The following is a 25,468-nucleotide window of genomic DNA, read 5'->3' on the forward strand; positions in this document are numbered from 1 at the left end:
CGCAGACGTCCACTGATGAGCACAAAGCTTTCGGCTTCCAGCGAAGTTGCCCGTCGCCTCGCCTTTTTCAAGGGCTTGCAGGCAATCACCAACCGCGTTCATGCCACGCATGATATCGATGAAATCATCCTGGAACTGTCGAAAGAGATCTGCCAGCTTTTCGATGCGGCACGACTTTCGATCTATGCGGTGGATGCATCGGGCGAGTCCATTTCGACCAAGGTGAAGACGGGGCTGCATTCGGTACAGAACATTCGTTTGCCGATTGCCGAGAACAGCATTGCCGGATTTGTCGCGCTGACCGGGCAAACCGTCAATATTGCGGACGTCTATGACACGGTGGCGCTGAAGGCCATCTCGCCCGAATTGCAGTTTCGCCATGAAGTCGATGACACCACCGGTTTTCGTGCCCGAGAGATGCTGGCCGCCGCGATCAACGATCCGGAAAGCGGCGCGCGTCGGGGCGTGATCCAGTTGATCAACCATAATTCGGAGGGGCCGTTCTCGGCCATTGCGGAGGAAGGTCTGCTCGGCCTGACGCAGACGCTGGGCGTCGCGTTCTCGCGCCATATCTCGGCGCCACCGGCGCAACTGCGCTCGCGTTTCGATGCGCTGGTCGCCGACGGTCTGATCACTGCCGAAGAGTTGGCCGAGGTCACCCGTGATGCTCGCGACAGCGGCGCGCCGGTCGAGCCCCTGCTCATCGGAACGCTTGACCTGTCCCATGCGGACATCGGCGCTGCAGCTTCGCGCTTCTACGGGGTGCCGTACGAGCCGTTCAACGCTGACAGGGTCAAGCCGATCGATCTCTTGCGCAATCTGAAGCGCGAGTACGTGCAGCAGAACCACTGGCTGCCGCTGGAGGAGACCACCGAAGGTGTCGTGATCATGGCGGTCGATCCGGAGCAGATCCGGACTTCGCGAATTGCGCACAATGTGTTTCCCAAGAAACGGCTCGCCTTCAGGGTGACCACCCGCGACGAGTTCGAGCGCACGGTCAACCAGTTCTTTGAGCCGTCGCTGGACGCGAGTTCGGTGGATGACCTGCTGTCCGATCTCGACGAGGAAAGTGACGACGGGATTTTTTCCGATGATGTGAATGCGGCGGCCGACAACGAACTGGTCAAGCTGGTCAACAAGATCATCATCGACGCCTACAAGCAGGGCGCCTCCGATATTCACGTCGAGCCACGTCCGGGCAAGGAGAAGACCCAGATCCGCTTCCGCAAGGACGGAACGCTGGTGCCGTATATCGAGGTGCCGGCGAGCTACCGGAATCCGCTCGTTACCCGTATCAAGATCATGTGCGATCTCGACATCTCCGAGCGTCGCAAGCCGCAGGACGGCAAGATCAAGTTCCGCAAGTACGCGCCGCTCGACATCGAGTTGCGCGTGGCCACCATTCCGACCGCAGGCGGCCTCGAGGATGTGGTGATGCGGGTGCTGGCCAACAGCGAGCCGATTCCGCTCGACGAACTTGGTCTGACCCCCGCAAACCTGGAAATGCTCAAGGGCGCGGTGGCCAAGCCCTACGGAATCTTCTTCGTGTGCGGTCCGACCGGATCGGGCAAGACGACCACGCTGCACTCCATCCTGGGCCATATCAACACTCCGGAGACCAAGATCTGGACTGCGGAGGATCCCGTCGAAATCACCCAGAAAGGTCTGCGCCAGGTTCAGGTCAATCGCAAGGCCGGGCTCGACTTTGCGACCATGATGCGGGCCTTCCTGCGTGCCGATCCGGACGTGATCATGGTGGGTGAGATGCGGGACGAGGAAACCGTCTCTGTGGGTATCGAGGCGTCGCTTACGGGCCACCTCGTGTTCTCCACGCTGCACACCAACAGCGCGCCGGAATCCGTTGTGCGCCTGCTCGACATGGGCATGGACCCGTTCAACTTCTCCGACGCCCTGCTTGGCGTGCTGGCGCAGCGGCTGACCAAGCGCCTGTGCAAGCACTGCAAGGAAGCGTACGAACCGGACGAGACCGAGATCGGGCTCCTGCTCGACGAATACTGTGCCGACATGCACTCGACGCCCGCATTCATTGCCGATCCGGAAGCGGCCCGACAGGCGGTCCTGGCGCACTGGCGAACCGCCTATGCGAATGAAAAAGGCAAGTTCACCCTGTACCGCCCGGTAGGGTGTGTCGAATGCACCCAGGGCTACAAGGGACGGCTCGGGCTTCACGAACTGATGCTCGGTTCGGACCGGATCAAGCAGATGATTCAGGAGCGTGCGCGCGTTGCGGAGTTGCTTGGTGCGGCCTTGTCCGAGGGGATGCGTACCCTGCGCCAGGACGGTCTCGAGAAGATCCTGGCGGGCATTACCGACCTCAAGCAGGTGCGCAAGGTCTGCGTGCGCTGACCGTTTCCGAGTAATGGCGCCGGCACGATCCTGCCGGCGCCGGTTAGAATCCGGGCTTCGAACCGTTTCCGGAGTCCGCCAATGTTCCGCATCGCCCCCAGTCTGCTTTCCGCCAACTTCGCCAAACTGGGCGAGGAAGTGAGCAATGTGGTTGCCGCCGGTGCCGACTGGATCCATTTCGACGTGATGGACAACCATTACGTGCCCAACCTCACCATCGGTCCGCTGGTGTGCGAGGCGATCCGGCCGGTGACCACGGCGCCGATCGACGTGCACCTGATGGTGCGGCCGGTCGACCGGATCATTCCGGACTTTGCCAAGGCCGGCGCCAACATCATCACCTTTCACCCCGAGGCCTCAGAGCATATCGATCGCAGCCTGGGTCTGATCCGCGACTCGGGTTGTCAGGCCGGGCTGGTGTTCAACCCCGCCACGCCGCTGCACTACCTCGATCACGTCATGGACAAGATCGACGTCGTCCTGCTGATGAGCGTCAACCCGGGCTTCGGCGGGCAGAAGTTCATCCCCGAGACGCTCAACAAGCTGCGTGCCGCGCGTGCGCGACTCGAGGCCTACGAGGCCGAAACCGGACGCCACATCCTGCTCGAGATCGATGGTGGCGTAAAATCCGACAACATCGCCGAGATCGCGCGTGCCGGTGCAGACACCTTTGTCGCCGGTTCGGCGGTATTCGGTGCAGGCAAGGACACCGACGCCCATCGCTACGACTCGATCATCGGCAGTCTGCGTGCCGAACTGGCAACGGTGCAGGCATGAGCGGGCGGAGATTCTCGCCGCGGGCGGTGCTGTTCGATCTCGATGGCACCCTGCTCGATACCATTGGCGATCTGGCCGAGGCGGCCAACCTCATGCTGGCCGAACTGTCCCGGCCGGCGCGCAGCCAGGACGAGATCCACAGTTTTGTCGGCAAGGGCCTGCCCAACCTCGTGCGCCGCTGCATGACCGAGAATGCGCACGCGACCGAGGCGGAGATCGAGACGGCCATGGCCGTATTCCGGCAGCACTATGCGCTGGTCAATGGGCGCACGACGCGCATCTACCCCGGCGTTACCGAGGTGCTGGATGCCTTGCGCGAGAGCCGGTTCAAGCTTGCCGTCGTGACCAACAAGGCGGGGGACTTCACCCTGCCGCTGCTCGAGCGCATGGGGCTCAGCGCGTACTTCGATGCGGTCGTGACTGGCGACACGCTGCCAGTGAAAAAGCCCGACCCCGCGGTGCTGCATCACGCCTGCGAACTGCTGCAGGTTGAGGCCGCCGAGGCCTTGATGATCGGGGACTCGCAGAACGACGCGCTTGCCGCCCGTGGCGCGGGGATGCCGGTGCTTCTGGTGACCTACGGCTATAGCGAAGGCATGCCGGTGGACAGTATCGAATGCGATGGGCTACTATCGAACGCACTTCATGTGCTGGATCACATCGACCGCCCATGAATCTTTTCGCCTCGTCAGACATCTCCACTACAGATCGAATCGTGACGCACGCAAACAGGGTTTCGCCCCTCGCTCCGGCCTTTGCTCTCAGCCTCCAGCCTTCGTGGCGGACCGGCTGGCGTTGGCCTGTGGGCCACAAATAACGCGAACCCCTTGCGGGTCGCCGGTTGCCCCGGACTCCGGATTGACCCGCCACCCGCCTGCAGTGCCCCGTCCGAATCAAACCCGTTCCCAGTGGAGCTCCCATGCTCGAACAAGAATTCAACGCCCTGGCCGCCGAGGGCTATAACCGCATTCCGGTCACGCTCGAGACCTTTGCCGATCTCGACACGCCGCTGTCGATCTACCTGAAGCTCGCCAATGAGTCCTACACCTACCTGCTGGAGTCGGTGCAGGGCGGTGAGCGCTTCGGGCGCTACTCCTTCATCGGGCTTTCGTCGCCCACCCGTATCGAGGTCTATGGCCGTTCGGCGCTGCTGCTGACAGGCAATCGCCTCGTCGAACGTCGCGATTACGGTGATCCGCTCAATTTCGTTGCCGAGTTCATGAACCGCATCAAGGTGCCGCCGCGCGAGCATCTGCCGCGCTTTGCGGGTGGCCTGGTGGGTTGCTTCGGCTACGACACCGTGCGCTACATCGAACCCAGGCTGTCGAAGACGGAGAAGAAGGACACGCTCGGTACCCCGGACATCCTGCTGCTGCTGTCGGAAGAAATTGCGATCGTCGACAACCTCACCGGCAAGCTCACCCTGGTGGTGTATGCCGAGCCCGAGGTGCCCGGTGCATACAAGCGTGCGCAGAAGCGCCTGCAGGATCTGCTTGGGCGACTGCGTGCGCCGGTGCAGGTCCCGGTCGAAGCCCGCGCGGCCTCGGCCCCGGCGGAGTCGAGTTTCGGCGAGGAGGCGTTCAAGGACGCGGTGCGCCGTGCCAAGCAGTACATCGTCGACGGCGACATCATGCAGGTGGTGCTGTCGCAGCGCATGAGCAAACCGTTTGCTGCGCACCCGATGGCGCTGTACCGCGCGATCCGCTCGCTGAACCCGTCGCCCTACATGTTCTACTTCAATCTCGAGGATTTCCATGTTGTCGGGTCTTCTCCCGAGATTCTGGTTCGACTCGAGGACGAAAACGTCACCGTTCGACCGATCGCCGGCACGCGCAAGCGCGGCGCCACCGTGGCCGAGGATCTGGCACTGGAAAAGGATCTGCTCTCCGACGAGAAGGAGTGCGCGGAGCATCTGCAACTGCTCGATCTCGGCCGCAACGACGCCGGCAGGGTGTCGGAAACCGGTACGGTGCGGGTCACCGAGCAATTCACCGTCGAACGCTATTCGCATGTGATGCACATCGTGTCCAACGTCGAAAGCAAGCTCAAGGAAGGGCTCAACGCGCTCGCCGTGCTGCGCGCGACCTTCCCCGCCGGGACGGTGTCGGGCGCGCCGAAGGTGAGGGCGATGGAAATCATCGACGAGCTTGAGCCGGTCAAGCGTGGCATCTATGCCGGCGCAGTGGGCTACGTCGGCTTCCATGGCGACATGGATCTGGCAATCGCGATCCGCACTGCGGTGATCAAGGATGGGCAGATTCACGTGCAGGCGGGTGCCGGCATCGTTGCCGACTCCGACCCCGAGGCCGAATGGCAGGAAACCCACAGCAAGGCCCGTGCGATGCTGCGGGCGGCAGAGATGGCCGAAGGCGGCCTGGATACTCAAGGCTGACAAGGACGACTGACATGCTGCTGATGATCGACAACTACGACAGCTTCACCTACAACCTGGTGCAGTACTTCGGCGAACTGGGCGCCAAGGTGAAAGTATTCCGCAACGACGAGATCACGCTCGAGCAGATCGCGTCCATGCAACCCGCGCAGTTGGTGATTTCGCCCGGGCCATGCTCCCCGGCCGAAGCCGGGATCTCGGTGGCGGCGATCCGCGAGTTCGCCGGCAAACTGCCGATTCTAGGCGTCTGCCTGGGGCATCAGAGCATCGGTGCCGCCTTCGGTGGCCGCATCGTGCACGCCCAGCGCCTGATGCACGGCAAGACTTCGCCGGTGCATCATCTCGACAAGGGCGTGTTCCGGGGGCTGCCCAATCCGTTGATTTGCACCCGCTATCATTCACTGGCCATTGAACGCGAAAGCCTGCCTGACTGTCTTGAAGTGACGGCCTGGACGGACGATGGCGAGATCATGGGCGTGCGCCACAAGACGCTGGATATCGAGGGCGTGCAGTTCCACCCCGAATCCATTCTGACCGAGCGCGGGCACGACCTGCTCCGGAATTTCCTCGACCGCGGCGATTCATTGCCGGCTGCGGCCTGACCGACATGAGGACGAACATCATGATGACTGCCCAACAGGCGCTGCAGCGCACGATCGAGCACCGCGAGATTTTCTTTGACGAGATGCTGTCCCTGATGCGCCAGATCATGGCAGGTGAAATCTCGCCGGTAATGACTGCCGCCATCCTGACCGGTCTGCGCGTCAAGAAGGAAACCATCAGCGAGATTACCGCTGCGGCGACAGTGATGCGCGAGTTGGCCACCAAGGTGGTGGTGAACCCGCCGCACGATCACTTCCTGGACGTGGTCGGCACCGGTGGTGATGGCACGCACACTTTCAACATCTCGACCGCGACCATGTTTGTGGCGGCAGCTGCCGGTGCGCGCGTGGCCAAGCATGGCAATCGCGGCGTATCGTCGAAGTCGGGCAGCGCAGATGTGCTCGAAGCCCTGGGCGTGAATCTGGCACTGAGCGCCGAGCAGGTTGGTGAGTGTATCGAGGCGACCGGCATCGGCTTCATGTTCGCGCCCAATCACCACAGTGCGATGAAGAACGTCGCCCCGGTGCGGCGCGAGATGGGCGTGCGCACCATCTTCAATATCCTCGGGCCGCTGACCAATCCGGCGGGTGCGCCCAATACCCTGATGGGCGTCTTTCACCCCGATCTCGTCGGCATCCAGGCGCGTGTGATGCAGCGCCTCGGCGCCAACCATGTGCTGGTCGTGCACGGACTTGATGGCATGGATGAGGTCAGCCTTGGTTCGGGCACGCTGGTGGCTGAACTGAAGGACGATCAGATCACCGAGTATGAGATTCATCCGGAAGACTTCGGTCTGGCCATGGTGGGCAGCCGCAACCTGCGGGTCGAAGATGCCGACGAATCGCGTCGTACCTTGCTGGGTGCGCTGGATAACGAGCCCGGCCCGGCGTGCGAGATCGTGGTGTTCAACGCCGGTGTGGCGCTGTATACCGCCAACCTTGCCGATTCGATCGACGATGGCATCGTCCGTGCGCGCGAGATCATTGCCAGCGGTGCGGCGCGCGCCAAACTGGACGAGTTCGTGCAGTACACACGCCGTTTCGGGGCCGCCTGATGAGCGACATCCTGAACAAGATCTGCGCGGTCAAGGTCGAAGAGGTCGCTGCGGCAAGCGCGCTCAAACCGCTGGGCACGATTCGCGCCGAGGCTGAAGCGCAACCGGCAGCTCGCGATTTTGTCGGCGCCATTCGCGACAAAATCGCCGCGGGCAGTGCTGCGGTGATTTCCGAGATCAAGAAGGCGAGCCCGTCCAAAGGCGTGATCCGCGAGGACTTCCGCCCTGCCGAGATCGCACGCGCCTACGAGCAGGCGGGCGCGGCCTGTCTGTCGGTGCTGACCGACAGACCCTTCTTTCAGGGCGCGCCGGAATACCTGCAGGCGGCGCGGGCGGCGTGCGCGCTGCCGGTGTTGCGCAAGGATTTTCTGGTCGATCCGTACCAGGTGTTTGAAGCGCGTGCCATGGGCGCGGACGCCATTCTGCTGATCGCCGCCTGCCTCGATCTTGCGCAGATGCGCGAGATGGAGTCGATTGCGAGCGCGCTCGGCATGTCCGTGCTGGTCGAGGTGCACGATGGTACCGAGCTCGAACAGGCGCTGCAGTTGCAGACGCCGCTGGTCGGCATCAACAACCGCAATCTGCGCACGTTCGAGGTCTCCTTGCAGACCACGCTCGATCTGCTGTCGGCCATCCCCGCTGATCGCATCGTGGTCACCGAGTCGGGAATCCTGCGACCGGAGGATGTGAGCCTGATGCGTGGCAAGGGTGTGAATGCCTTTCTGGTCGGTGAAGCCTTCATGCGGGTGCCCGACCCGGGTCAGGGGCTGCGCGCCCTGTTTGGCTAGCCTATGAACGACCCCGAGCCCGCAGCAGATCTCCCGCAATCCCGCCGTCTCTGGCGGCGCGTGTTTGCCATTGCATGTGCTGCGGTCTTCGGGCTTTTTGCAGTGCTGGGCTGGGGGCTGGCAACCGAGTCCGGTCTGAAGGCGGTTGCCAGCCTCGTCAGGTCGGCGACGCCGGACGTGCTCACGCTGGGCGAGGTTCGCGGGCGCCTGATCGGCCCGCTTGAAGTCGATGATCTCGCCTTGGGCATGCCCGATCTTGAGCTCGAACTCGAGGCGCTGAAGCTGGACTGGGCGCCACGGGACCTGCTTTCACGCCGCGTCGTAGTCTCGCAACTTACGCTCGGCAAGCTCGATGTGCGCACACGCGCAAGCGACGAGCCGTCGCCTCCGCTGAGCCTGCCTGACCATCTGCGCCTTCCGGTCGGGCTGCAGGTGTCGCGCATCAGCGTGGAATCGCTGACGGTTCATCAGGTCGCGGCCGGTGAGCCGCTGTCTTCGGACTCCGCCAGCGTATTCAGCGCCAGTGCTGTCACGCTTGCGCTCGACAGCGACGGCAAGCGTCACCGCTTGCAGCAACTCGATGCAGCGTTGCCGTTCGGCAAGCTCAGCCTGACGGGTGGGATCGACACCGAGGCACCTTTCGCGCTCGAATTCAGGGCGGCGCTTGAGGGCCGCATCGATGCCGCGCAGGTGCCTGAGGGCATTGCGCTCGCAGCCGAGGCCCGCGATTACCGCATTGAGCTGGATGCCGACGGTGTGCTGGCCGAGCCAGTGCTCAAGCTGCGCGCGAATGGCGCCGGGCTGAGCGGTGAGGGGCGGGTCGAGGCGACGCCGTTCGCCGACGTGCCCTTGCGAGCGCTTGAGCTCGCGCTTGGTGAGCTCGATCCATCCATGTTCGTCCCTTCCGCCCCCAAAGCGCTGCTGCGACTGGATGCGCGCTTGCTGGCGGGTGCGACTGAGGGCTTGAGCCTGAGCGGCCCGTTCTCCATTCGCAACGCGCGTCCTGCTGCGCTTGATGCCGGGGGGCTGCCGCTTGAAAGCCTTGGCGGCACGCTTGCCTGGTCTGCGCAGGGCGCCCGTGTCGATGAACTCGATGTGCGTCTGCCCGGCGCTGGAAAGATTGCCGGCGCAATGGCGTGGACGCCACCTGCGGGCGAGTCCGCGCCGGCCCCTGAGGCGGCAGGTTCAGGGCCGGGCGCCGGGCTTGGACGCCTGACGATGTTGCTTGAGATTGCCGGCATCGATACTTCACGCATTGACGGTCGTTTGCCGAAGCAGGTGCTTGCGGGCCGTGTCGAGGCCGAAGGGAGTGAAGCGCGGCAAACCGCGTCGGTCAAGCTGAGCGCAGGCGATGCGCGAGTGGACGCAAGCGGGGTGCTGGAGGCAGAGGCTGCACCCGGTGCGGGACAGCGATTCAAGCTGACCGGGCAATTGCGCCAGGTCGACCCCCGGAAGTTCCACCCAGCTGCGCCGGTCGCGCGCCTCAATCTGGACCTTGATGCCGAGGGCGTGCTGGCTGCAGAGCCTGCGGTGTCAGCGCAGTTCAAGCTGCTTAACAGCGCGTTCGAGGGGCATGCGCTGTCGGGGAATGGTCGCCTCAAGGTGCGCGGAGAGTCCTTTTCGGATGTTTCGCTCATGCTCGACCTCGCCGGTAACCGCCTGCGTGCGGAAGGTGACTGGGGGCGTGTTGCCGATCGCCTTCGGATTTCCGTCGATGCGCCTGCGCTGGCTCAACTCGGATACGGACTGAGCGGACGTGCGGGGGCCGAGGGCGAACTCACCGGCGGCACCAAGGCACCTGCCGGATCGCTGCAGTTCTTCGGCGAGAAGCTGCGTCTGCCGGGCGATGTCAGGATTGGGGGCCTTAACGGGCAGGGCCGTCTGGCCGCTGGCGTCGATGGGCCATTCACGTTGTCGGTCGGTGTGTCGAGCGTCGGCGCGGTGGGCGTTGAGGCCGACTGGGTGTCGGCGGTACGGATATCGGCGGACGGCAGACGCGATCGCCATCGCATTGAGCTCAGTGTGAACGGCGCCGAGGCGGACGAGCTGAGTCTTGCGCTTGAGGGCGGGCTGACGGTGCCGGATGGCGCGCCGCCGAGGTGGCAAGGAACGCTGTCGAGCCTGGAAACCCTGGGGCGATTCGTCTCGCAGTTGCAGGCTCCTGCAGCGTTGTCGCTTGGCAGCGATGAGGTGAGTCTGGGCGCGGCGGTGCTCGAAGCCGGAGAGAAGGGGCAGATACGGCTCGACGAGACGCGCTGGTCGCCAAAAGGCAGCGCCATCAAGGGCTCGCTGACGGGCCTCGCCTTCGGTCTGGTTTCGCGCCCGGAAGGGCGTCCGAGGCGTGGGGCGGGCCCGCTGGTGCTGGGCGCCGAGTGGGATGTGCGGCTGGCCGATACGGTCGAGGGCGAAGCGCGCCTGTTTCGCGAGTCGGGCGATCTGGTCGTCAGCGGTGAGATCGGCACCCGGCTTGGCCTCGAGAGCTTCGAAGCGCGGCTGATTGCGCGTGGCAATCGTCTGGCCTTGTCGCTCGGTGCGCTCGGAACGGAACTGGGAGAACTCTCCGGCTCGTTTACCGCGCTGGCTGAACGCACCCAGTCGGGCGCGTGGCAGCTTGCGCAGAGGTCCCCGCTGCTGGGGTCTGCGCGCCTGAAAATGCCTTCCATTGCCTGGGTCGGGCGTCTGATGCGGGAGAACGTGGAGACTGCGGGCAGCCTCGATGCGGTGTTCTCCGTGTCGGGTACGCCCGATGCGCCTGTCGCCAGCGGAAGCATCAACGGACGTGATCTGCAGTTCGCGCTCGTCGATCAGGGGCTGGTGCTGTCCGGTGGCGAGCTCGTTGCAGATTTCGACCGCGACCGCCTGCGCCTGTCCACGCTGCGCTTCGTGTCGGCCAACCGGGTGAAGCCGCGAGACAGCCGGGTGCCGTTTGAGGCGCTGACCGCAACGCCCGGACATCTCAGTGCCTCGGGCGAAATCGCTCTCGAATCGGGCAAGGGGCTCTTCAACTTTGAGGCCGACCGGTTGCCCCTGCTGCAGCGTGAGGATCGCTGGCTGATTCTGTCGGGCAAGGGGCGTGCGCATTCGACCTGGACCTCGCTGGACCTCGATGCGGACTTTCGCGCCGATGCGGGCTTCTTCTCAATCGACGATTCGCCCCCGCCCAGTCTTTCAGACGATGTCGTCGTCCTTGGTCGTCAGCCGTCTGCGCCGGGTGGATTCGCGCTCACCGTGCGTCTCGGTGTAAAGCTTGGCGATGCGCTCTACCTGTCGGCGATGGGCGTCGATACCCGGCTCGCCGGTGCGCTCGAATTGCGCATGGCCCCCGGGGTGCCGCTCAATGCCGTTGGTTCCATTTCCACAGTGGGAGGGAGTTATCAGGGCTATGGTCAACGCCTGAGCATCGAGCGCGGGCTGATCAACTTCCAGGGGCCTGTCGACAACCCGGGGCTGAATATCGTCGCCCTGCGCAAGGGGCTGGAGGTGGAGGCCGGGGTGTCGATCAGCGGCAGCGCCAGACGTCCGCAGGTGAAGCTGGTGTCCGACCCCGCGGTGCCCGACCCGGAAAAACTCTCCTGGATCGTGCTCGGCCGTGCGCCGGATGCAAGCGGCGGCGCCGATCTGGCGCTGCTGGTGCCGGCTGCGCAGGCCCTGCTCGGCGGCAGTGGCGGCGGCATGACCGAGGAGCTGTCACGCAGTCTCGGTTTCGACAGCTTCTCGATTGGCCAGGGTGAGCTCAACAGCGCCTCGCGTTCGGCGAGCAGCCGGGTGCTGGGCAGCGGCTCGCGCATCAGCAGTGGTCCCACCGTGGCGGGGCAGGTGTTGAGCGTGGGTAAACGTCTGAGCTCTGATCTGGTACTGTCCTTCGAACAAAGCCTCGGTGGCGCCGAGTCGCTGGTCAAGCTGACCTACCAGCTCGGGCGCCGGGTGTCGGTGGTCGCGCGGGGTGGTACCGACAACGCGGTCGACATCTACTACACTTTTTCCTTCCGTTGATTCTTGCAGACAGATGACGGATGACACGAATGAAATTGCCGTGCTGCGGTCACACTACTGGAAGGACCGGAAATCGCGGGCTTGCGATGCCGGGTAAGAGCCTTCCGGATGCAGGACTTGTTGCCGAACTTCATGAGGATGAACGATGACGAACACGATGGAGCCCACGACGCTTGAAACCGCCATTCTTGGTGGCGGCTGCTTCTGGTGTCTTGAGGCGGTATTTCGCGAGGTTGAGGGCGTGGTGTCAGTGACATCCGGCTATGCCGGCGGTCATGTCGACGCGCCGGCATATCGTCAGGTGTGCGAGGGCACGACTGGCCATGCCGAAGTGGTGAAGCTTGAGTTCGATCCGGCAAAGGTCAGTTACCGCGACCTGCTGGAGATCTTCTTCGTCATCCACGACCCGACCACGCTCAACCGCCAGGGCAATGACATCGGCAGTCAGTATCGTTCGGTGATCTTCGTCAATGACGACGAGCAGTTGCACGTCGCCCTTGCGCTGATCGAAGAGCTCGGGGAAGCACGCATCTACCCACACGCGATCGTCACCCGGGTCGAGCGCTCAGTGCCGTTCTGGCCGGCGGAGGTCGAGCACCACGAGTACTACGCCAATCACAGCGATCAGCCCTACTGCCAGTACGTTGTTGCACCCAAGGTCTCGAAGTTCCGCGAGAAGTTTGCCAGTCGCAGGCGTCGGGACAGTTAAAATCCCAGCCTTTACATTCCAGCCTGGAGACGCGCATGACCCAGACCACCACGGCCAGCGGCCTGATCATCGAAGATATCGAAGTCGGCAGCGGCGACACTGCAAGCAAGGGGCAGATGGTTTCGGTGCATTACACGGGTTGGCTGACTGATGGCAGCAAGTTCGACTCGAGCAAGGATCGCAACGATCCGTTCAACTTTCCGCTCGGCAAGGGGCATGTGATCCGTGGCTGGGACGAAGGTGTCGAGGGCATGCAGGTCGGCGGCAAACGCAAGCTGACCATTCCGCCGGCGCTGGGTTACGGCTTGCGTGGTGCCGGTGGCGTGATTCCGCCCAACGCGACGCTGGTCTTCGAGGTCGAGTTGCTGAAGGTCATCTGAGCGTCGTGCGGGCTTCGCAGGTGAAGGTGCCCGCGCGTTTTCATCGCATATCGTGCCCCGTGTGGGGCGTGCAAGAGTGGATGGCATGAAACTCGACCAGACCCAGTTGCGCATTCTTTCGCTGCTGCAGAAAGACTCCACCCTCAGCACCCAGGCGCTGGCTGACAAGGTCGGCATGTCCCCTTCGCCATGCTGGCGGCGGGTGAAGGAGATGGAGGAGGCCGGACTGATCCGCGGCTATGTTGCGCTGGTCGATCGGCAAAAGCTCGGCCTTGGCACCTGCGTGTGGGTGCGGGTGAAGCTCAAGCAGCACAGTGCCGATGTGCTCGACCGCTTCGAGCAGGTGGTCAAGGGCTGCAACGAGGTTGTCGAGTGCTACGAACTGCTTGGCGAGACCGACTGTCTGCTCAAGCTCTATCTGCCGAGCCTGGAGGCGTTTTCGTCCTTCATGCACAATTTCCTGCTCAAGATCCCCGAGATCGATGTCACCCATTCGAGCGTGGCGCTGCGCGAGATCAAGAACGAAACAGCCCTGCCGCTATGAGCGGGCAGGGCTGCTGAATGTGGGCGGCACCGGTGTGGTGCCGTCCTGTTTTTTTGCTCAGAGGTTGCTGACGAACACGATCAGCACGCCAGCCGGTGCCACGAAGCGGGCCACGAAGGACCACACACCGAAGGCGCCGGCCGAAAGCCCCAGCTCCTTGCGTACGCTGTCGCGGTCGAGATACCAGGCCGCAAAGACGATCGCGCCGAGTCCGGTCAGGGGCAGCAGGAACTTGCTGGTCAGCTGATCAAGCAGGTCAAAGATGTTCAGACCAAAGATCAGCACATCTCCCCACACATTGAAGGACAGCAGGGCTGCGATGCCCAGTGCCCAGGTGGCCATGCCGGCGACCGCGGTCGCGCCGAGACGGCTGAGCGGCGTGCGCTCTTCGACCAGCTCCACCACGGGCTCGAGCAGCGAGATGGCCGAGGTGAGCGCGGCAAAGGTCAGGAGCAGGAAGAAGATCGTACCCAGTACCAGACCACCGGAGATATTGCCGAAGGCCAGCGGCAGCGTGACAAAGATCAGGCCGGGGCCCGCAGCGGGGTCGAGGCCGTTGGCGAATACGATGGGAAAGATCGCCAGTCCGGCCGCAATCGCGATCACGGTATCCATCAGCACGACGGTGCGCGCGGTGCGCAGCAGATTGACGTCCTGGCCGAGATAGGAGCCGTAGGCCATCATGATGCCCATGCCGAGTGACAGGGTGAAGAAGGCGTGGCCGAGCGCGGCCAGGACCACCTTGCCGTCGAGCTTGCTCCAGTCGGGGTTGAACAGATACTGAACTGCCGCCCCGAAGCCGCCGGTCGTGGTGCCGTAGGCAACGAGCACCATGAGCAGGATGCCCAGCGCCGGCATCATCAGCTTGGATGCGCGCTCCAGGCCGCCCGAAACGCCCATGGCGACAACACCCACGGTCAGTGCCATGAATACCGAATGCCACACCAGCAGGCTGCCGGGGTCGGCCAGGAAGGCGGTGAATGCGCCACCAACTGCGTCCTTGTCCATGCCGTTGAAGTTGCCACTGGCCATGTCGCCCATGTAGGACAGGGCCCAGCCGCCGATCACGCTGTAGAACGACAGGATCAGGAACGCGCCAAGAACGCCGGTTGCACCGACGACGGCCCAGTTGCGGCTGCGTCCGTTGGCGGCTGCGACTTCGGACATGGTGTTGATCGGGTTCTTCTGGCCGCGCCGGCCGATCATCCATTCGGACACGAGAATGGGCAGCCCGATCATCGCGATACAGGCCAGATAGACCAGCACGAAGGCAGCGCCACCGCTCTGGCCGATCATGTAGGGGAATTTCCAGATGTTGCCGAGGCCGACAGCGGAGCCGGTGGCTGCAAGCACGAAGCCCATCCGGGAGGACCACTGTGCATGGGTGTGGGTCTTTGCCATGTCATCGCTCCTGTTGGCAGATATTCAAGGGGCGAGACAATAACAGCAAGGGCAGGCAAGCGGTGCCCGGGATGGTTCGATTCACGAAAGTCTCCTTCTGTTTTTCTGGTGACACCGCACTTGTGGCGCAGTGCGCAAGGCTGCAGCAGGCGTGTGTTTGACATCGCTTGCCGGCCGTCAGCCCTGTCATTTCTCCGCACCATGGTCGTGAGCCTGATGCGAAGTGGCTGGATAGTAATTACTGATGTGCGAAAAGATATTTCTTATAGGTGCATGAAAGCCGCCAAATGAGGATAAATTTTTCTCGCATGTCTCCTTAGCATGTACCTGCGTCGGTTCATGAGGCGCACCCCACGAGAACGCCACCAACAAGGAGACAGGGGCCGCAGGCGGGGCGTCGCGCCACAAGCGCAGGCGACCGGGCGCAACGACCCCACAGACATGATGCTCAATACACTGCCCCCCGTTTCGCTCGACGACAAATACACCGTGAAGGAAGGTCGTGCCTGGATGACCGGCATCCAGGCCCTGGTCAGGTTGCCAATGATGCAGCGCATGCGCGACGAGGCGGCCGGCCTGAATACCGCCGGCTTTGTGTCCGGCTATCGCGGTTCGCCTCTGGGCAATGTGGACCAGGAGTTCTGGCGGGCGAAGAAGTATCTCGAGCCGATGCATATCCGCTTTCAGGCCGGCCTCAACGAAGATCTGGCTGCAACCGCGGTGTGGGGGACGCAGCAGGTAAGCCTTGATCCCAATGCGCTCTACGATGGCGTGTTCTCGATCTGGTATGGCAAGGGCCCCGGCGTTGACCGTACCGGCGACGTGTTCCGTCATGCCAATGCCGCCGGCACTTCGAAGCACGGTGGCGTGCTGGTGATTGCTGGCGACGACCACGCTGCCAAGTCGTCCACGCTGCCGCATCAGACCGAGCATGTGTTCAAGGCGCTGATGATGCCGGTGCTCGCACCCGCCGGCATCCAGGAGTACCTCGAGTACGGCCTGCACGGTTTCGCCCTGTCGCGCTACTCGGGATGCTGGGTCGCATTCAAGGCCCTGACCGACACCGTGGAGACCTCGGCCTCAGTCGATGTTGACCCGTTCAAGGTCAGGACAGTGATTCCGAACGATTTTCCGCTGCCGGAAGACGGGCTCAACCTGCGCTGGCCCGATCCGCCGCTGGTGCAGGAGAAGCGTCTGCTCCATCACAAGCTGTATGCCGCACTGGCCTACTGCCGTGCCAACGGGCTCAACCGTACGGTGATCGACAGCCCCAATGCCCGGCTCGGCATCATCACCAGCGGCAAGAGCTACCTCGATGTCCGCCAGGCGCTGGATGATCTCGGTATCGACGACAGGATCGCGGCCGACATCGGTCTGCGGGTGTACAAGGTCGGCATGGTGTGGCCGCTCGAGGCCGAGGGCGTGCGCAAGTTCGCCGACGGGCTGGAAGAGATCCTGGTGATCGAGGAGAAGCGCCAGTTCCTCGAGTATCAGCTCAAGGAGGAGCTCTACAACTGGAACGAGCAGGTCCGCCCACGGGTGATCGGCAAGTTCGACGAGAAAGGCGAGTGGGCACTGCCGCACAGCGAGTGGCTGCTGCCCGCGGCGGGCGAGTTGACGCCGGCGATGGTGGCGCGGGTGATTGCGGCGCGTATCGCCCGTTTCCATACCTCGGACCGGATCAAGGCGCGTCTGGCCTTCTTCGATGCCAAGGAAGCAGCGCTCGCGCGCCCGCGTCTTTCGATGGCGCGCGTACCGCACTACTGCTCGGGCTGTCCGCACAACACCTCGACCAAGGTGCCGCAGGGCTCGCGTGCCCTCGCCGGTATTGGGTGCCACTACATGGCGACCTGGCTGTCGCCGGAATCCACCCAGACCTTCTGCCAGATGGGGGGCGAGGGGGTGCCATGGGTGGGGCAGTCGCCCTTCACCAGCACGCCGCATGTGTTCGCCAACCTCGGCGACGGCACCTACATGCACTCGGGCATTCTGGCGATCCGCGCAGCCGTGGCCGCAAGGGTGAACATCACCTACAAGATTCTCTATAACGATGCGGTGGCGATGACGGGCGGTCAGCCTCATGACGGCACGCTGTCGGTACCCATCATCGCCCGCCAGCTCCAGGCGGAGGGCGTGAACAATATCGTCGTGGTCAATGACGGTACCGGGCGCGCCTATGGCCCGTCCGACCTGCCGCATGGCATTCCCATCCGCCACCGCGACGAACTCGATGCGGTGCAGCGCGAGCTGCGCACGGTGCCGGGCGTGAGCGCGCTGATCTACGATCAAACCTGTGCTGCCGAGAAGCGCAGGCGCAGGAAGCGCGGGACCTTCCCCGATCCGGCGAAGCGGGTGGTGATCAACGACCTCGTTTGTGAAGGTTGCGGCGACTGCAGCGACAAGTCGAACTGCATGTCGGTCAGCTCGGTCGAGACCGAGTTCGGCCGCAAGCGCACGATCGATCAGTCCTCCTGCAACAAGGATTTCTCCTGCATCAAGGGCTTCTGCCCGAGCTTCGTCACCATCGAGGGGGGCAAGCTGCGCAAGGGCAAGGCCAGTGCGTCGCAAGGGACGGATGACTTGCCGCGCCCGCAACTGCCTTCCACTGCAGCGCCGTGGGGCATTCTGGTAACGGGTGTCGGCGGCACTGGCGTGGTGACGATTGCAGCCTTGCTCGGCATGGCCGCCCACCTCGAAGGCAAAGGCATCTCGGTGCTCGACATGGCCGGACTGGCGCAGAAGGGCGGCGCGGTGTGGTCGCATGTTCGCATCGCCGACCGTCAGGACATGCTGTTTGCTGCGCGTGTGGCGGCTGGCGAAGCCAATGCCGTGATCGGCTGCGACCTGGTCGTGGCCGCGAGCGACGAGTCGCTGGCGAAGATGCGCAACGGCCACACGCGGGTCGTGATCAACCGCGATCAATCCATGACCAGCGAGTTCGTGCGCGGCTTTGCGGCTCAGGCCCGCAGTGGCGATGCCATGAAAGTGCCGGATCCGCAGTTCCCGGCCGGTTCGATGGAGCAGCAGATCGTCGAGGCCGTGGGTGCCGAGGCGGCCGAGTTCATCGATGCCTCCCGTCTGGCGACCAGCCTGCTGGGGGATGCGATTGCCACCAATCTGTTCATGCTCGGCTATGCCTGGCAAAAGGGGCTGGTGCCGCTGAGCGACGATGCCATTCTGCGTGCAATCGAGATCAACGGTGCCGCGGTGGCGGCAAACAAGGCAGCGTTCCAGTGGGGGCGTCGGGCCGCAGTGGATCTGAATGCCGTGAGCGAGGCGGCGAAGCCGCAGCATGGCAAGCCTGCCCACCACACCCTCTCGACCACCGTCGACGAGGTGATCGCCCGTCGCCAGGCCCAGCTGACCGATTACCAGAATGCCGCGTATGCAGCCCGTTACACCAGGCTCGTCGATCGCGTGCGCGCTGCCGAGGCGCAGGTGATGCCGGGCATTACGCTGCTGACCGAGGCCGTGGCACGCGGCTATTACAAGCTGCTTGCGTACAAGGATGAGTACGAGGTCGCACGCCTGTATACCGACAGCGACTTCCTTAAGCGCGTCGAGGAGCAGTTCGAAGGTGACTACTCGCTGGTCTTCCATCTTGCGCCGCCGATGCTGGCGGACAAGGACCCGCAGAGCGGCGAGTTGCAGAAGAAGTCCTATGGCCCCTGGATGCTCAAGGCGATGCGGATGCTGACGAAGTTCCGGCATCTTCGCGGCAGCGCGCTCGATCCCTTTGCGCGCAGCCACGATCGCAAGCTCGACCGGCAACTGATTGCGGACTACGAGCAGCTGATCGACGAGTTGCTGCGCGGGCTGGAGCTCGCCAACCACGAGACCGCGGTCGAGCTCGCTGCCTTGCCGGAGCAGATCCGGGGCTTTGGTCATGTGCGCGAACGCTATCTGGCGCAGGCCAGGAAGCGCGAGGCTGCACTGCTTGCGGCGTTTCAATCGCGTCAGCCGCTTGCGGCAACTGTCGGCGGGAAGGCGCGCAAGACGATTGCGGTGATTGCAGGCTAAGCCTTCCTGTCAGTGCGCTAGGCCCGGACACGACATGAACGTTCCGGGCCGCGATAAATCTATCTACCACCACCCCGCATCACGACACAGCCCGCACCACAAGCGAGGGTGTGTGTCGTGATGCAACCATCCACACAAGGAAGGAGACCCCCATGGCTGTATTTTCATTGAGCGATTTCGCCGATCACGAACAGGTCGTGTTCTGCAGCGACGACAAGAGCGGGCTGAAGGCGATCATCGCTGTTCATAACTCGAACCTCGGGCCTGCGCTCGGCGGCTGCCGGATGTGGCCGTATGCCAGCGAAGAGGAGGCCGTGCGCGACGTGCTGCGGCTGTCGCGCGGCATGACCTACAAGTCCGCCATGGCCAACCTGAAGCTCGGCGGCGGCAAGTCGGTGATCATCGGCAACCCGCGCACCGAGAAGACCCCGGCCCTGCTCGCGGCGTTTGCACGTGCGCTGGAGAATCTGAACGGCCGTTACATTGCCGCCGAAGACTCCGGCACCAGCGTGGAAGACATGAAGTACATGGCCCAGTTCACCTCGCATGTGTCAGGCATCGTCGACAAGCCGACCGATGGCGGCACCCGCAGCGGCGACCCCTCTCCGGCCACGGCCTACGGCACCTTCGTCGGCATCAAGGCGGCGGTGAAGGCGAAGCTCGATCGTGATTCGCTCGACGGGCTGCGCGTGGCAGTCCAGGGTGTGGGCCATGTCGGGCTGGATCTGGCGCAGCAATTGAAGGCGGCGGGGGCAAAGCTGTGGATCACAGACATCCATCGCGAGTCGCTGGCCGAGGCCGCGAAAGTGCTCGGTGCGACCGTGGTGGCGCCTGACGAGATTTTCGGTCTTGATGTCGACGTGTTTGCGCCCTGTGCGCTCGGCGCCATCCTGAACGATCAGACCATTCCGCAGTTGAAGGCCTCCATCGTCGCCGGCGCTTCGAACAACCAGCTCGCCGAGTCGCGCCACGGGCTCGAACTGATGAAGCGAGGCATCCTGTATGCGCCCGACTATGTGATCAACGCAGGCGGCATCATCGACGTCTACCACGAGCGCATCGGCTTCGACCGCGCTGCGCTGGTGGGCCACGTCGAAGGCATTTACGACAACCTGATGGAGGTCTTCGAGCGCGCACTGAAGGAAGCACGTCCGACCGGCGAAGTGGCTGACGCCATCGCCGAGGAGCGCTTCATGCACTGAGTTGCGCGTTTGATTCGCATGACACAAAAAAATGCCGCGATCGGATCGCGGCATTTTTCGTTGGTGCAGACCGGATCAGCTCTTGCCGACCTCGACCTGCGTCTCGACTTTCTGCCGAAGACGAATGTGGAGTTCGCGCAGTTGTTTTTCGTCTACTTCGCCTGGTGCATTGGTCAGCAGGCACTGCGCGCGCTGAGTCTTGGGGAAGGCGATGACGTCACGGATCGACTCGGCGCCGGCCATCATGGTCACTACACGGTCGAGGCCAAAGGCCATGCCACCGTGCGGCGGTGCGCCGTACTTGAGGGCGTCGAGCAGGAAGCCGAACTTGAGCTGCTGCTCTTCGGGGCCGATGTTGAGCGCATCGAACACCCTGGCCTGCACGTCGGCGCGATGGATACGCACCGAGCCACCACCGATCTCCCAGCCGTTGAGCGCGAGGTCGTAGGCCTTGGCCAGACATTCGCCCGGGCTGGTGGTGAGCAGGTCGAGGTGCTCATCTTTCGGGCTGGTGAAGGGGTGATGGCAGGCCGTCCAGCGCTTGCTCTCGTCGTCGTATTCGAACATCGGGAAGTCGACCACCCACAGCGGGCACCAGGCTTCGCCGGTGACGAATCCCTTTTCGTGACCGAGCTTGGTGCGCAGGGCGCCAAGGGCGTCGTTGACCACATTGGTCTTGTCTGCACCGAAGAAGATCAGGTCGCCGGACTGGGCGCCGGTGCGCTCGAGAATGGTGCGCAGCGCCGTTTCGTGCAGGTTCTTGACGATGGGCGACTGCAGGCCTGTTTCGTTGGGCTGCGCCGCATCGTTGACCTTGATGTAGGCGAGACCGCGGGCACCGTAGATGCTGACGAACTTGGTGTATTCGTCGATTTCGCCGCGGCTCAGGCTGGCGCCACCGGGTACGCGCATCGCTGCAACACGACCGCCCGTCGTGGCCGGGCCTGAGAAGACCTTGAAGGCGACGTCCTGCACCGCATCGGTAACGTCCGTCAGCTCGAGGGTGACGCGCAGGTCGGGCTTGTCCGAACCGAAGCGACGCATGGCCTCGGTGTAGCTCATGCGCGGGAAGGGCGACGGCAGCTCAACGTCAAGGGTTTCCTTGAACACGAAGCGGGTCATCTCTTCCATCAGGGCGGTAATCTCGACCTCGTTCAGGAACGAGGTCTCGATATCGACCTGGGTGAACTCGGGCTGGCGGTCGGCGCGGAGGTCCTCGTCGCGGAAGCACTTGGTGAGCTGGTAGTAACGGTCGAAGCCGGCCACCATCAGCAACTGCTTGAACAGCTGCGGCGACTGCGGCAGGGCAAAGAACTGGCCGGGATGCACGCGGGACGGAACCAGGTAGTCGCGAGCGCCTTCGGGTGTGCTCTTGGTCAGCATCGGGGTTTCGATGTCGATGAAGCCGGCACCGTCGAGGAAGCGACGGAAGGACATGGCGGCCTTGTAGCGCAGCATCATGTTCTTCTGCATCTGCGGACGGCGCAGGTCGACGACCCGGTTGGTCAGGCGTACCGTCTCGGACAGATTCTCGTCGTCGAGCTGGAAGGGCGGCGTCACCGAGGAGTTCAGCACTTCAATCTCGTGACAGAGCACTTCAATTTCGCCGGAGGTCAGGTTGGCGTTCTCCGTGCCAGCGGGGCGGCGGCGAACCTTGCCGCTCATCTTGAGCACGAACTCGTTGCGTACCGATTCTGCAACGCCGAACATCTCGGCACGGTCAGGGTCGCAAACGACCTGAACCAGGCCTTCACGGTCACGCAGGTCGATGAAGATCACGCCCCCGTGGTCACGGCGGCGGTGCACCCAGCCGCACAGGGTGACAGTCTGGTCGAGGTTGGCGGCAGTGACCTGACCGCAGTATTGAGTACGCATGGTTTGAGTTCCGGCAATTCAGACGCAGCCCGAGAGGGGCTGCGGGATTCAGGTAATGGTCATTCGTTGAGCAGCGCGGGCCGTTGCGGCGGCTTGCGCGTCGGGGGCGATACCACCCCCATCGAGATGATGTACTTCAGTGCCTCGTCCACACTCATCTCGAGTTCGATGACATCCTCTTTGGGCATCATCAGGAAAAAACCCGAAGTCGGGTTGGGCGTGGTTGGCACATAGACGCTGACGAAGTCGCCCTCGAGGTGCTTGGCCGCATCGCCCCCCGGCTTGCCGGTGAGGAATGCAATTGTCCACGAGCCCTGGCGCGGGTACTGCACCAGCAGCGCCTTGCGAAAGGCCTGACCGCTGCTCGAAAACAGCGTGTCGGAGACCTGCTTCACGCTGTAGTAGATCGACTTCACCACCGGGATGCGTGCAAGGATGCCTTCCCATAGCTGCACGACTTTCTGTCCCAGCACGTTTGCGGCAACCAGGCCCGTGAAGAACACGATGAGCAGGCTGGCCAGCACGCCAATGCCGGGGATGTTGAACCCGAGTACGTCTCTCGGCTGGGAGCCCGTGGGCAACCACAGCAGGATTTGATCCAGGGTGTTGATGATCCATGCCAGCACCATGAAGGTGATGGTCAGCGGGATCCAGATCAGCAGCCCGGTGATGAAGTATTTTTTCACGCGACGATTCGCAAGGACAGGAGGTCAGGACGGGTGGCAGGCACAGCTGCCTGCGCATGCGGGCGCACTGCCCGCATCCGACGATGCTGTCGTCGCGGCACTCGCCGCGGATGAGGTCTTGCTTCCGCCCTTGAAGTCGGTTGCATACCAGCCACTGCCTTTCAGCTGGAATCCGGCAGCAGACAGCTGTTTGACGTAGCTTCCTTTTCCGCAGTTGGGACAGGTGTCGAGCACCGGATCACTCATTTTCTGCAGATGTTCCTTCTGGAATCCACAGCTTTCACAACGGTATTCGTAGATGGGCATGACAAGCTCCGGAAAGGCAAGTGCGCAAGTCTAACGCAATGCAGCATAAGGAAAAAGCAAAGTGCCACGCTTTGTTGGCTGCGGTGGATATGGGGGCTGTCGGACCCGAATTCAAGCGCCCCTTGCAGGCTTAGCCTGCCACTGCATGTGTGGCTCAGCGCCTGGCGGCAGTCACTGATGAGACGGCGTTCGTACGCCCTGTTGGTGTGATGCTCAGAGCACGCCCATGTAGCGCTGTGTAATCGCTTCACCCCAGAACAGCGCGATGATGCCGGCCGTCGCGAGATATGGGCCGAACGGTATCGGAATGTTTCTGCCGTGGCGGGCGAATACGATCAGGCTGATGCCGATCACCGCCCCGACGACCGAGGAGAGAAGAATGGTCAGCGGCAGCGTCTGCCAGCCAAGCCATGCGCCAATGGCGCCGAGAAGCTTGAAGTCGCCGTACCCCATGCCCTCCTTGCCGGTCGCAAGCTTGAACAGCCAGAAGATCGACCACAGCGCCAGATAACCTGCCATTGCGCCAATCACCGCGCTCGGCAGGTCCGTATAGACGCCGGCGAGGTTGAACGCGAGACCAAGCCAGAGCAGTGGCAGCGTGATGTCGTCCGGGAGCAACTGAGTGTCGAGATCGATGAAGGCAAGCGCAATCATGGCCCAGAGGAAGAGCAATGCGCCGGCGGCGGCGAGGCCGAAACCGAAATGCCATGCTGCGTAGCCGGAGAGCACGGCCGTGAGCACTTCCACCATGGGGTAGCGGCGGCTGATTGGCGCGGAGCAGTGCCCGCAACGGCCACGCAGGAACAGGTAGCTGACCACCGGGATGTTTTCAAGCGCGGTGATCAGGTGTCCGCAATGGGGGCAGCGTGACCGGGGGGCTGCGAGGTTGAAGCGCTCGGATTCGGGGGCAGGTTCGCCGCGCATCTCCGCCGCCTGCACCTGCCAGTCGCGCTCCATCATCCGCGGCAGGCGATGGATCACGACATTGAGGAAACTGCCGACAAAGAGACCGAGCAGCGTGACGAGTGGGGTGAAGGCGAGCGGGTCGCTCAGGAACTCTGACATGGATTGAATTTGCAGAAGGTCAGGACCCGGCTGTCGCCGGGCCTGGAAAGGTCAGACAACGGCGCCGAGTTTGAAGATCGGCAGGTACATGGCAACCACCAGGCCGCCGATCACGACGCCGAGGAAGACCATGATGATGGGTTCCAGCAGGGTGGACAGGCCGGCAACAGCGTCGTCCACTTCCTGCTCGAAAAAGTCCGCGACTTTCGACAACATGCTGTCGAGCTGGCCCGACTCTTCGCCGATCGACACCATCTGTACCACCATGGTTGGAAACACGTTGCTGTTCTGCATCGCCACGGTGAGACTCGTTCCGGTACTCACTTCGTTCTGGATCGCCTTGGTTGCGGTCAGATAGACATAGTTTCCGGCGGCGCCGCCTACGGACTCCAGTGCTTCAACCAGAGGTACACCGGCAGCAAACATGGTCGACAGGGTTCTCGACCAGCGCGCCACAGTGGCTTTCAGGATGATGTCGCCCACCACTGGGAGTTTGAGCACCAACCTGTCCACAGCGATCTGCATTGCCGAAGAACGCTTGTACAGGAATGCGATGCTCATGATGGTGCCGGCAATGATGCCGAATACCAGGTACCAGAAATCGACAAAGAAGTCGGACATTGCGATGACGATCAGGGTCGGGCCGGGTAGCTCTGCTCCAAAACTCGCAAATACGTTCTTGAACTCCGGGACTACGAACAGCATGATCACTGCAACGACGAGCGCTGCAACAACGATGACTGCGAGCGGATAGAAAAGTGCAGACTTGATCTTGCTCTTGATGGCAAGAATTTTTTCCTTGTAGGTCGCGATGCGGTCGAGCAGGTTGTCCAGGATACCTGCCTGTTCGCCAGCCGCTACCAGGTTGCAAAAAAGCTTGTCGAAGTGAACCGGATGTCTGCTAAAAGCCTGCGACAGGCTAGAGCCCGTTTCGACGTCCGTGCGGACCTCGTTCAGCATTCGCGCCAGACTGGGGTTGCCCGAGCCCTTGATACCAATCTCGAACGCCTGCAGCAGCGGCACGCCAGACTTCATCATTGTGGCCAGCTGGCGGGTAAACAGGGCAATATCCTTTTCCGTGATCTTGTGGCCACGGGACATCTTCTGCTTCTTGACCTTGGTGACCAGCACCCCCTGGCGGCGCAAGGTTGCCTGAACGATGGCGTCGCCCGTGGCGCGCATCTCGCCGCGAATGATCTTTCCGGTCTTGTCCTTGCCTTCCCAGTTGTACAACTCTTCCTTCGGCCCGACGCTCACGCGGCGTTTGGCAGTTCGGGATGCAGTCGCCATGAGTGGATCTTCCTGT

Annotated in this window: 19 protein-coding genes; 13 read left to right on the plus strand and 6 right to left on the minus strand. The window is 63.0% G+C overall.

The window, feature by feature from the left end; all coding sequences use genetic code 11:
- The first annotated feature begins 15 nt into the window (after positions 1 to 15).
- The 11 genes from AC22G6_RS05010 (at position 16) to AC22G6_RS05060 (ending at position 13,607) form a co-directional block, all read left to right on the plus strand.
- Positions 16 to 2,367: an ATPase, T2SS/T4P/T4SS family gene (locus AC22G6_RS05010; RefSeq protein ID WP_487365865.1), complete on the plus strand. Its 2,352-nt coding sequence runs from the start codon at positions 16 to 18 to the stop codon at positions 2,365 to 2,367.
- An 81-nt stretch (positions 2,368 to 2,448) separates the two neighbouring features.
- Positions 2,449 to 3,144: a ribulose-phosphate 3-epimerase gene (gene rpe, locus AC22G6_RS05015; RefSeq protein ID WP_487365866.1), complete on the plus strand. Its 696-nt coding sequence runs from the start codon at positions 2,449 to 2,451 to the stop codon at positions 3,142 to 3,144.
- Positions 3,141 to 3,818: a phosphoglycolate phosphatase gene (locus AC22G6_RS05020; RefSeq protein WP_487365867.1), complete on the plus strand. Its 678-nt coding sequence runs from the start codon at positions 3,141 to 3,143 to the stop codon at positions 3,816 to 3,818. Before rpe ends, AC22G6_RS05020 begins: the two co-directional genes overlap by 4 nt.
- Positions 3,819 to 4,063: 245 nt before the next feature.
- Positions 4,064 to 5,536 carry an anthranilate synthase component I gene (gene trpE, locus AC22G6_RS05025; protein WP_487365868.1) on the plus strand — a complete coding sequence of 491 codons (1,473 nt, stop codon included), beginning with the start codon at positions 4,064 to 4,066 and terminating at the stop codon, positions 5,534 to 5,536.
- Between the two features lie 14 nt (positions 5,537 to 5,550).
- A complete protein-coding gene (locus AC22G6_RS05030; protein WP_487365869.1) occupies positions 5,551 to 6,138 on the plus strand; it encodes an aminodeoxychorismate/anthranilate synthase component II in 588 nt (195 codons plus the stop codon).
- A gap of 23 nt (positions 6,139 to 6,161) precedes the next feature.
- On the plus strand, positions 6,162 to 7,193 hold the full coding sequence (gene trpD, locus AC22G6_RS05035) for an anthranilate phosphoribosyltransferase (protein WP_199915305.1): 1,032 nt from the start codon (positions 6,162 to 6,164) through the stop codon (positions 7,191 to 7,193).
- Positions 7,193 to 7,981: an indole-3-glycerol phosphate synthase TrpC gene (gene trpC, locus AC22G6_RS05040; protein WP_487365870.1), complete on the plus strand. Its 789-nt coding sequence runs from the start codon at positions 7,193 to 7,195 to the stop codon at positions 7,979 to 7,981. Before trpD ends, trpC begins: the two co-directional genes overlap by 1 nt.
- A 3-nt stretch (positions 7,982 to 7,984) precedes the next feature.
- On the plus strand, positions 7,985 to 11,974 hold the full coding sequence (locus AC22G6_RS05045) for a translocation/assembly module TamB domain-containing protein (protein ID WP_487365871.1): 3,990 nt from the start codon (positions 7,985 to 7,987) through the stop codon (positions 11,972 to 11,974).
- A gap of 145 nt (positions 11,975 to 12,119) precedes the next feature.
- Positions 12,120 to 12,683: a peptide-methionine (S)-S-oxide reductase MsrA gene (msrA, locus tag AC22G6_RS05050; protein WP_487365872.1), complete on the plus strand. Its 564-nt coding sequence runs from the start codon at positions 12,120 to 12,122 to the stop codon at positions 12,681 to 12,683.
- A 35-nt stretch (positions 12,684 to 12,718) separates the two neighbouring features.
- On the plus strand, positions 12,719 to 13,063 hold the full coding sequence (locus tag AC22G6_RS05055) for an FKBP-type peptidyl-prolyl cis-trans isomerase (protein ID WP_487365873.1): 345 nt from the start codon (positions 12,719 to 12,721) through the stop codon (positions 13,061 to 13,063).
- Between the two features lie 85 nt (positions 13,064 to 13,148).
- Complete coding sequence (locus AC22G6_RS05060; RefSeq protein ID WP_108971201.1) at positions 13,149 to 13,607, plus strand: Lrp/AsnC family transcriptional regulator; 459 nt, start codon at positions 13,149 to 13,151, stop codon at positions 13,605 to 13,607.
- A 57-nt stretch (positions 13,608 to 13,664) separates the two neighbouring features.
- On the opposite strand, the gene AC22G6_RS05065 is transcribed toward AC22G6_RS05060, so the two are convergent.
- Entirely contained in the window at positions 13,665 to 15,008 is a 1,344-nt protein-coding gene (locus AC22G6_RS05065; RefSeq protein WP_487365874.1) for a sodium-dependent transporter, read from the minus strand.
- A gap of 444 nt (positions 15,009 to 15,452) precedes the next feature.
- Here AC22G6_RS05065 and AC22G6_RS05070 point away from each other — a divergent pair, with 444 nt between their 5' ends.
- Both AC22G6_RS05070 and AC22G6_RS05075 read left to right on the plus strand, forming a co-directional pair.
- Entirely contained in the window at positions 15,453 to 19,028 is a 3,576-nt protein-coding gene (locus tag AC22G6_RS05070; RefSeq protein WP_487365931.1) for an indolepyruvate ferredoxin oxidoreductase family protein, read from the plus strand.
- Positions 19,029 to 19,180: 152 nt separating this feature from the next.
- Entirely contained in the window at positions 19,181 to 20,230 is a 1,050-nt protein-coding gene (locus tag AC22G6_RS05075; protein ID WP_487365875.1) for a Glu/Leu/Phe/Val dehydrogenase dimerization domain-containing protein, read from the plus strand.
- Between the two features lie 75 nt (positions 20,231 to 20,305).
- Here AC22G6_RS05075 and aspS read toward each other — a convergent pair whose 3' ends face one another.
- The 5 genes from aspS to AC22G6_RS05100 all read right to left on the minus strand — a co-directional run bounded on the left by aspS (position 20,306) and on the right by AC22G6_RS05100 (position 25,452).
- Positions 20,306 to 22,105, minus strand: coding sequence for an aspartate--tRNA ligase (gene aspS, locus AC22G6_RS05080; protein ID WP_487365876.1), 1,800 nt, complete (start codon positions 22,103 to 22,105; stop codon positions 20,306 to 20,308).
- A gap of 59 nt (positions 22,106 to 22,164) precedes the next feature.
- On the minus strand, positions 22,165 to 22,791 hold the full coding sequence (locus AC22G6_RS05085) for a DUF502 domain-containing protein (protein WP_487365877.1): 627 nt from the start codon (positions 22,789 to 22,791) through the stop codon (positions 22,165 to 22,167).
- A 24-nt stretch (positions 22,792 to 22,815) separates the two neighbouring features.
- Complete coding sequence (locus AC22G6_RS05090) at positions 22,816 to 23,097, minus strand: FmdB family zinc ribbon protein (protein WP_108949321.1); 282 nt, start codon at positions 23,095 to 23,097, stop codon at positions 22,816 to 22,818.
- Positions 23,098 to 23,310: 213 nt separating this feature from the next.
- Positions 23,311 to 24,162 (minus strand): prepilin peptidase, encoded by an 852-nt coding sequence (locus AC22G6_RS05095; RefSeq protein WP_487365878.1) that lies wholly within the window; start codon positions 24,160 to 24,162, stop codon positions 23,311 to 23,313.
- Positions 24,163 to 24,213: 51 nt separating this feature from the next.
- Entirely contained in the window at positions 24,214 to 25,452 is a 1,239-nt protein-coding gene (locus tag AC22G6_RS05100) for a type II secretion system F family protein (protein WP_487365879.1), read from the minus strand.
- Between the last annotated feature and the right edge of the window lie 16 nt (positions 25,453 to 25,468).

Source organism: Parazoarcus sp. PS-13 R2A (assembly GCF_057621855.1).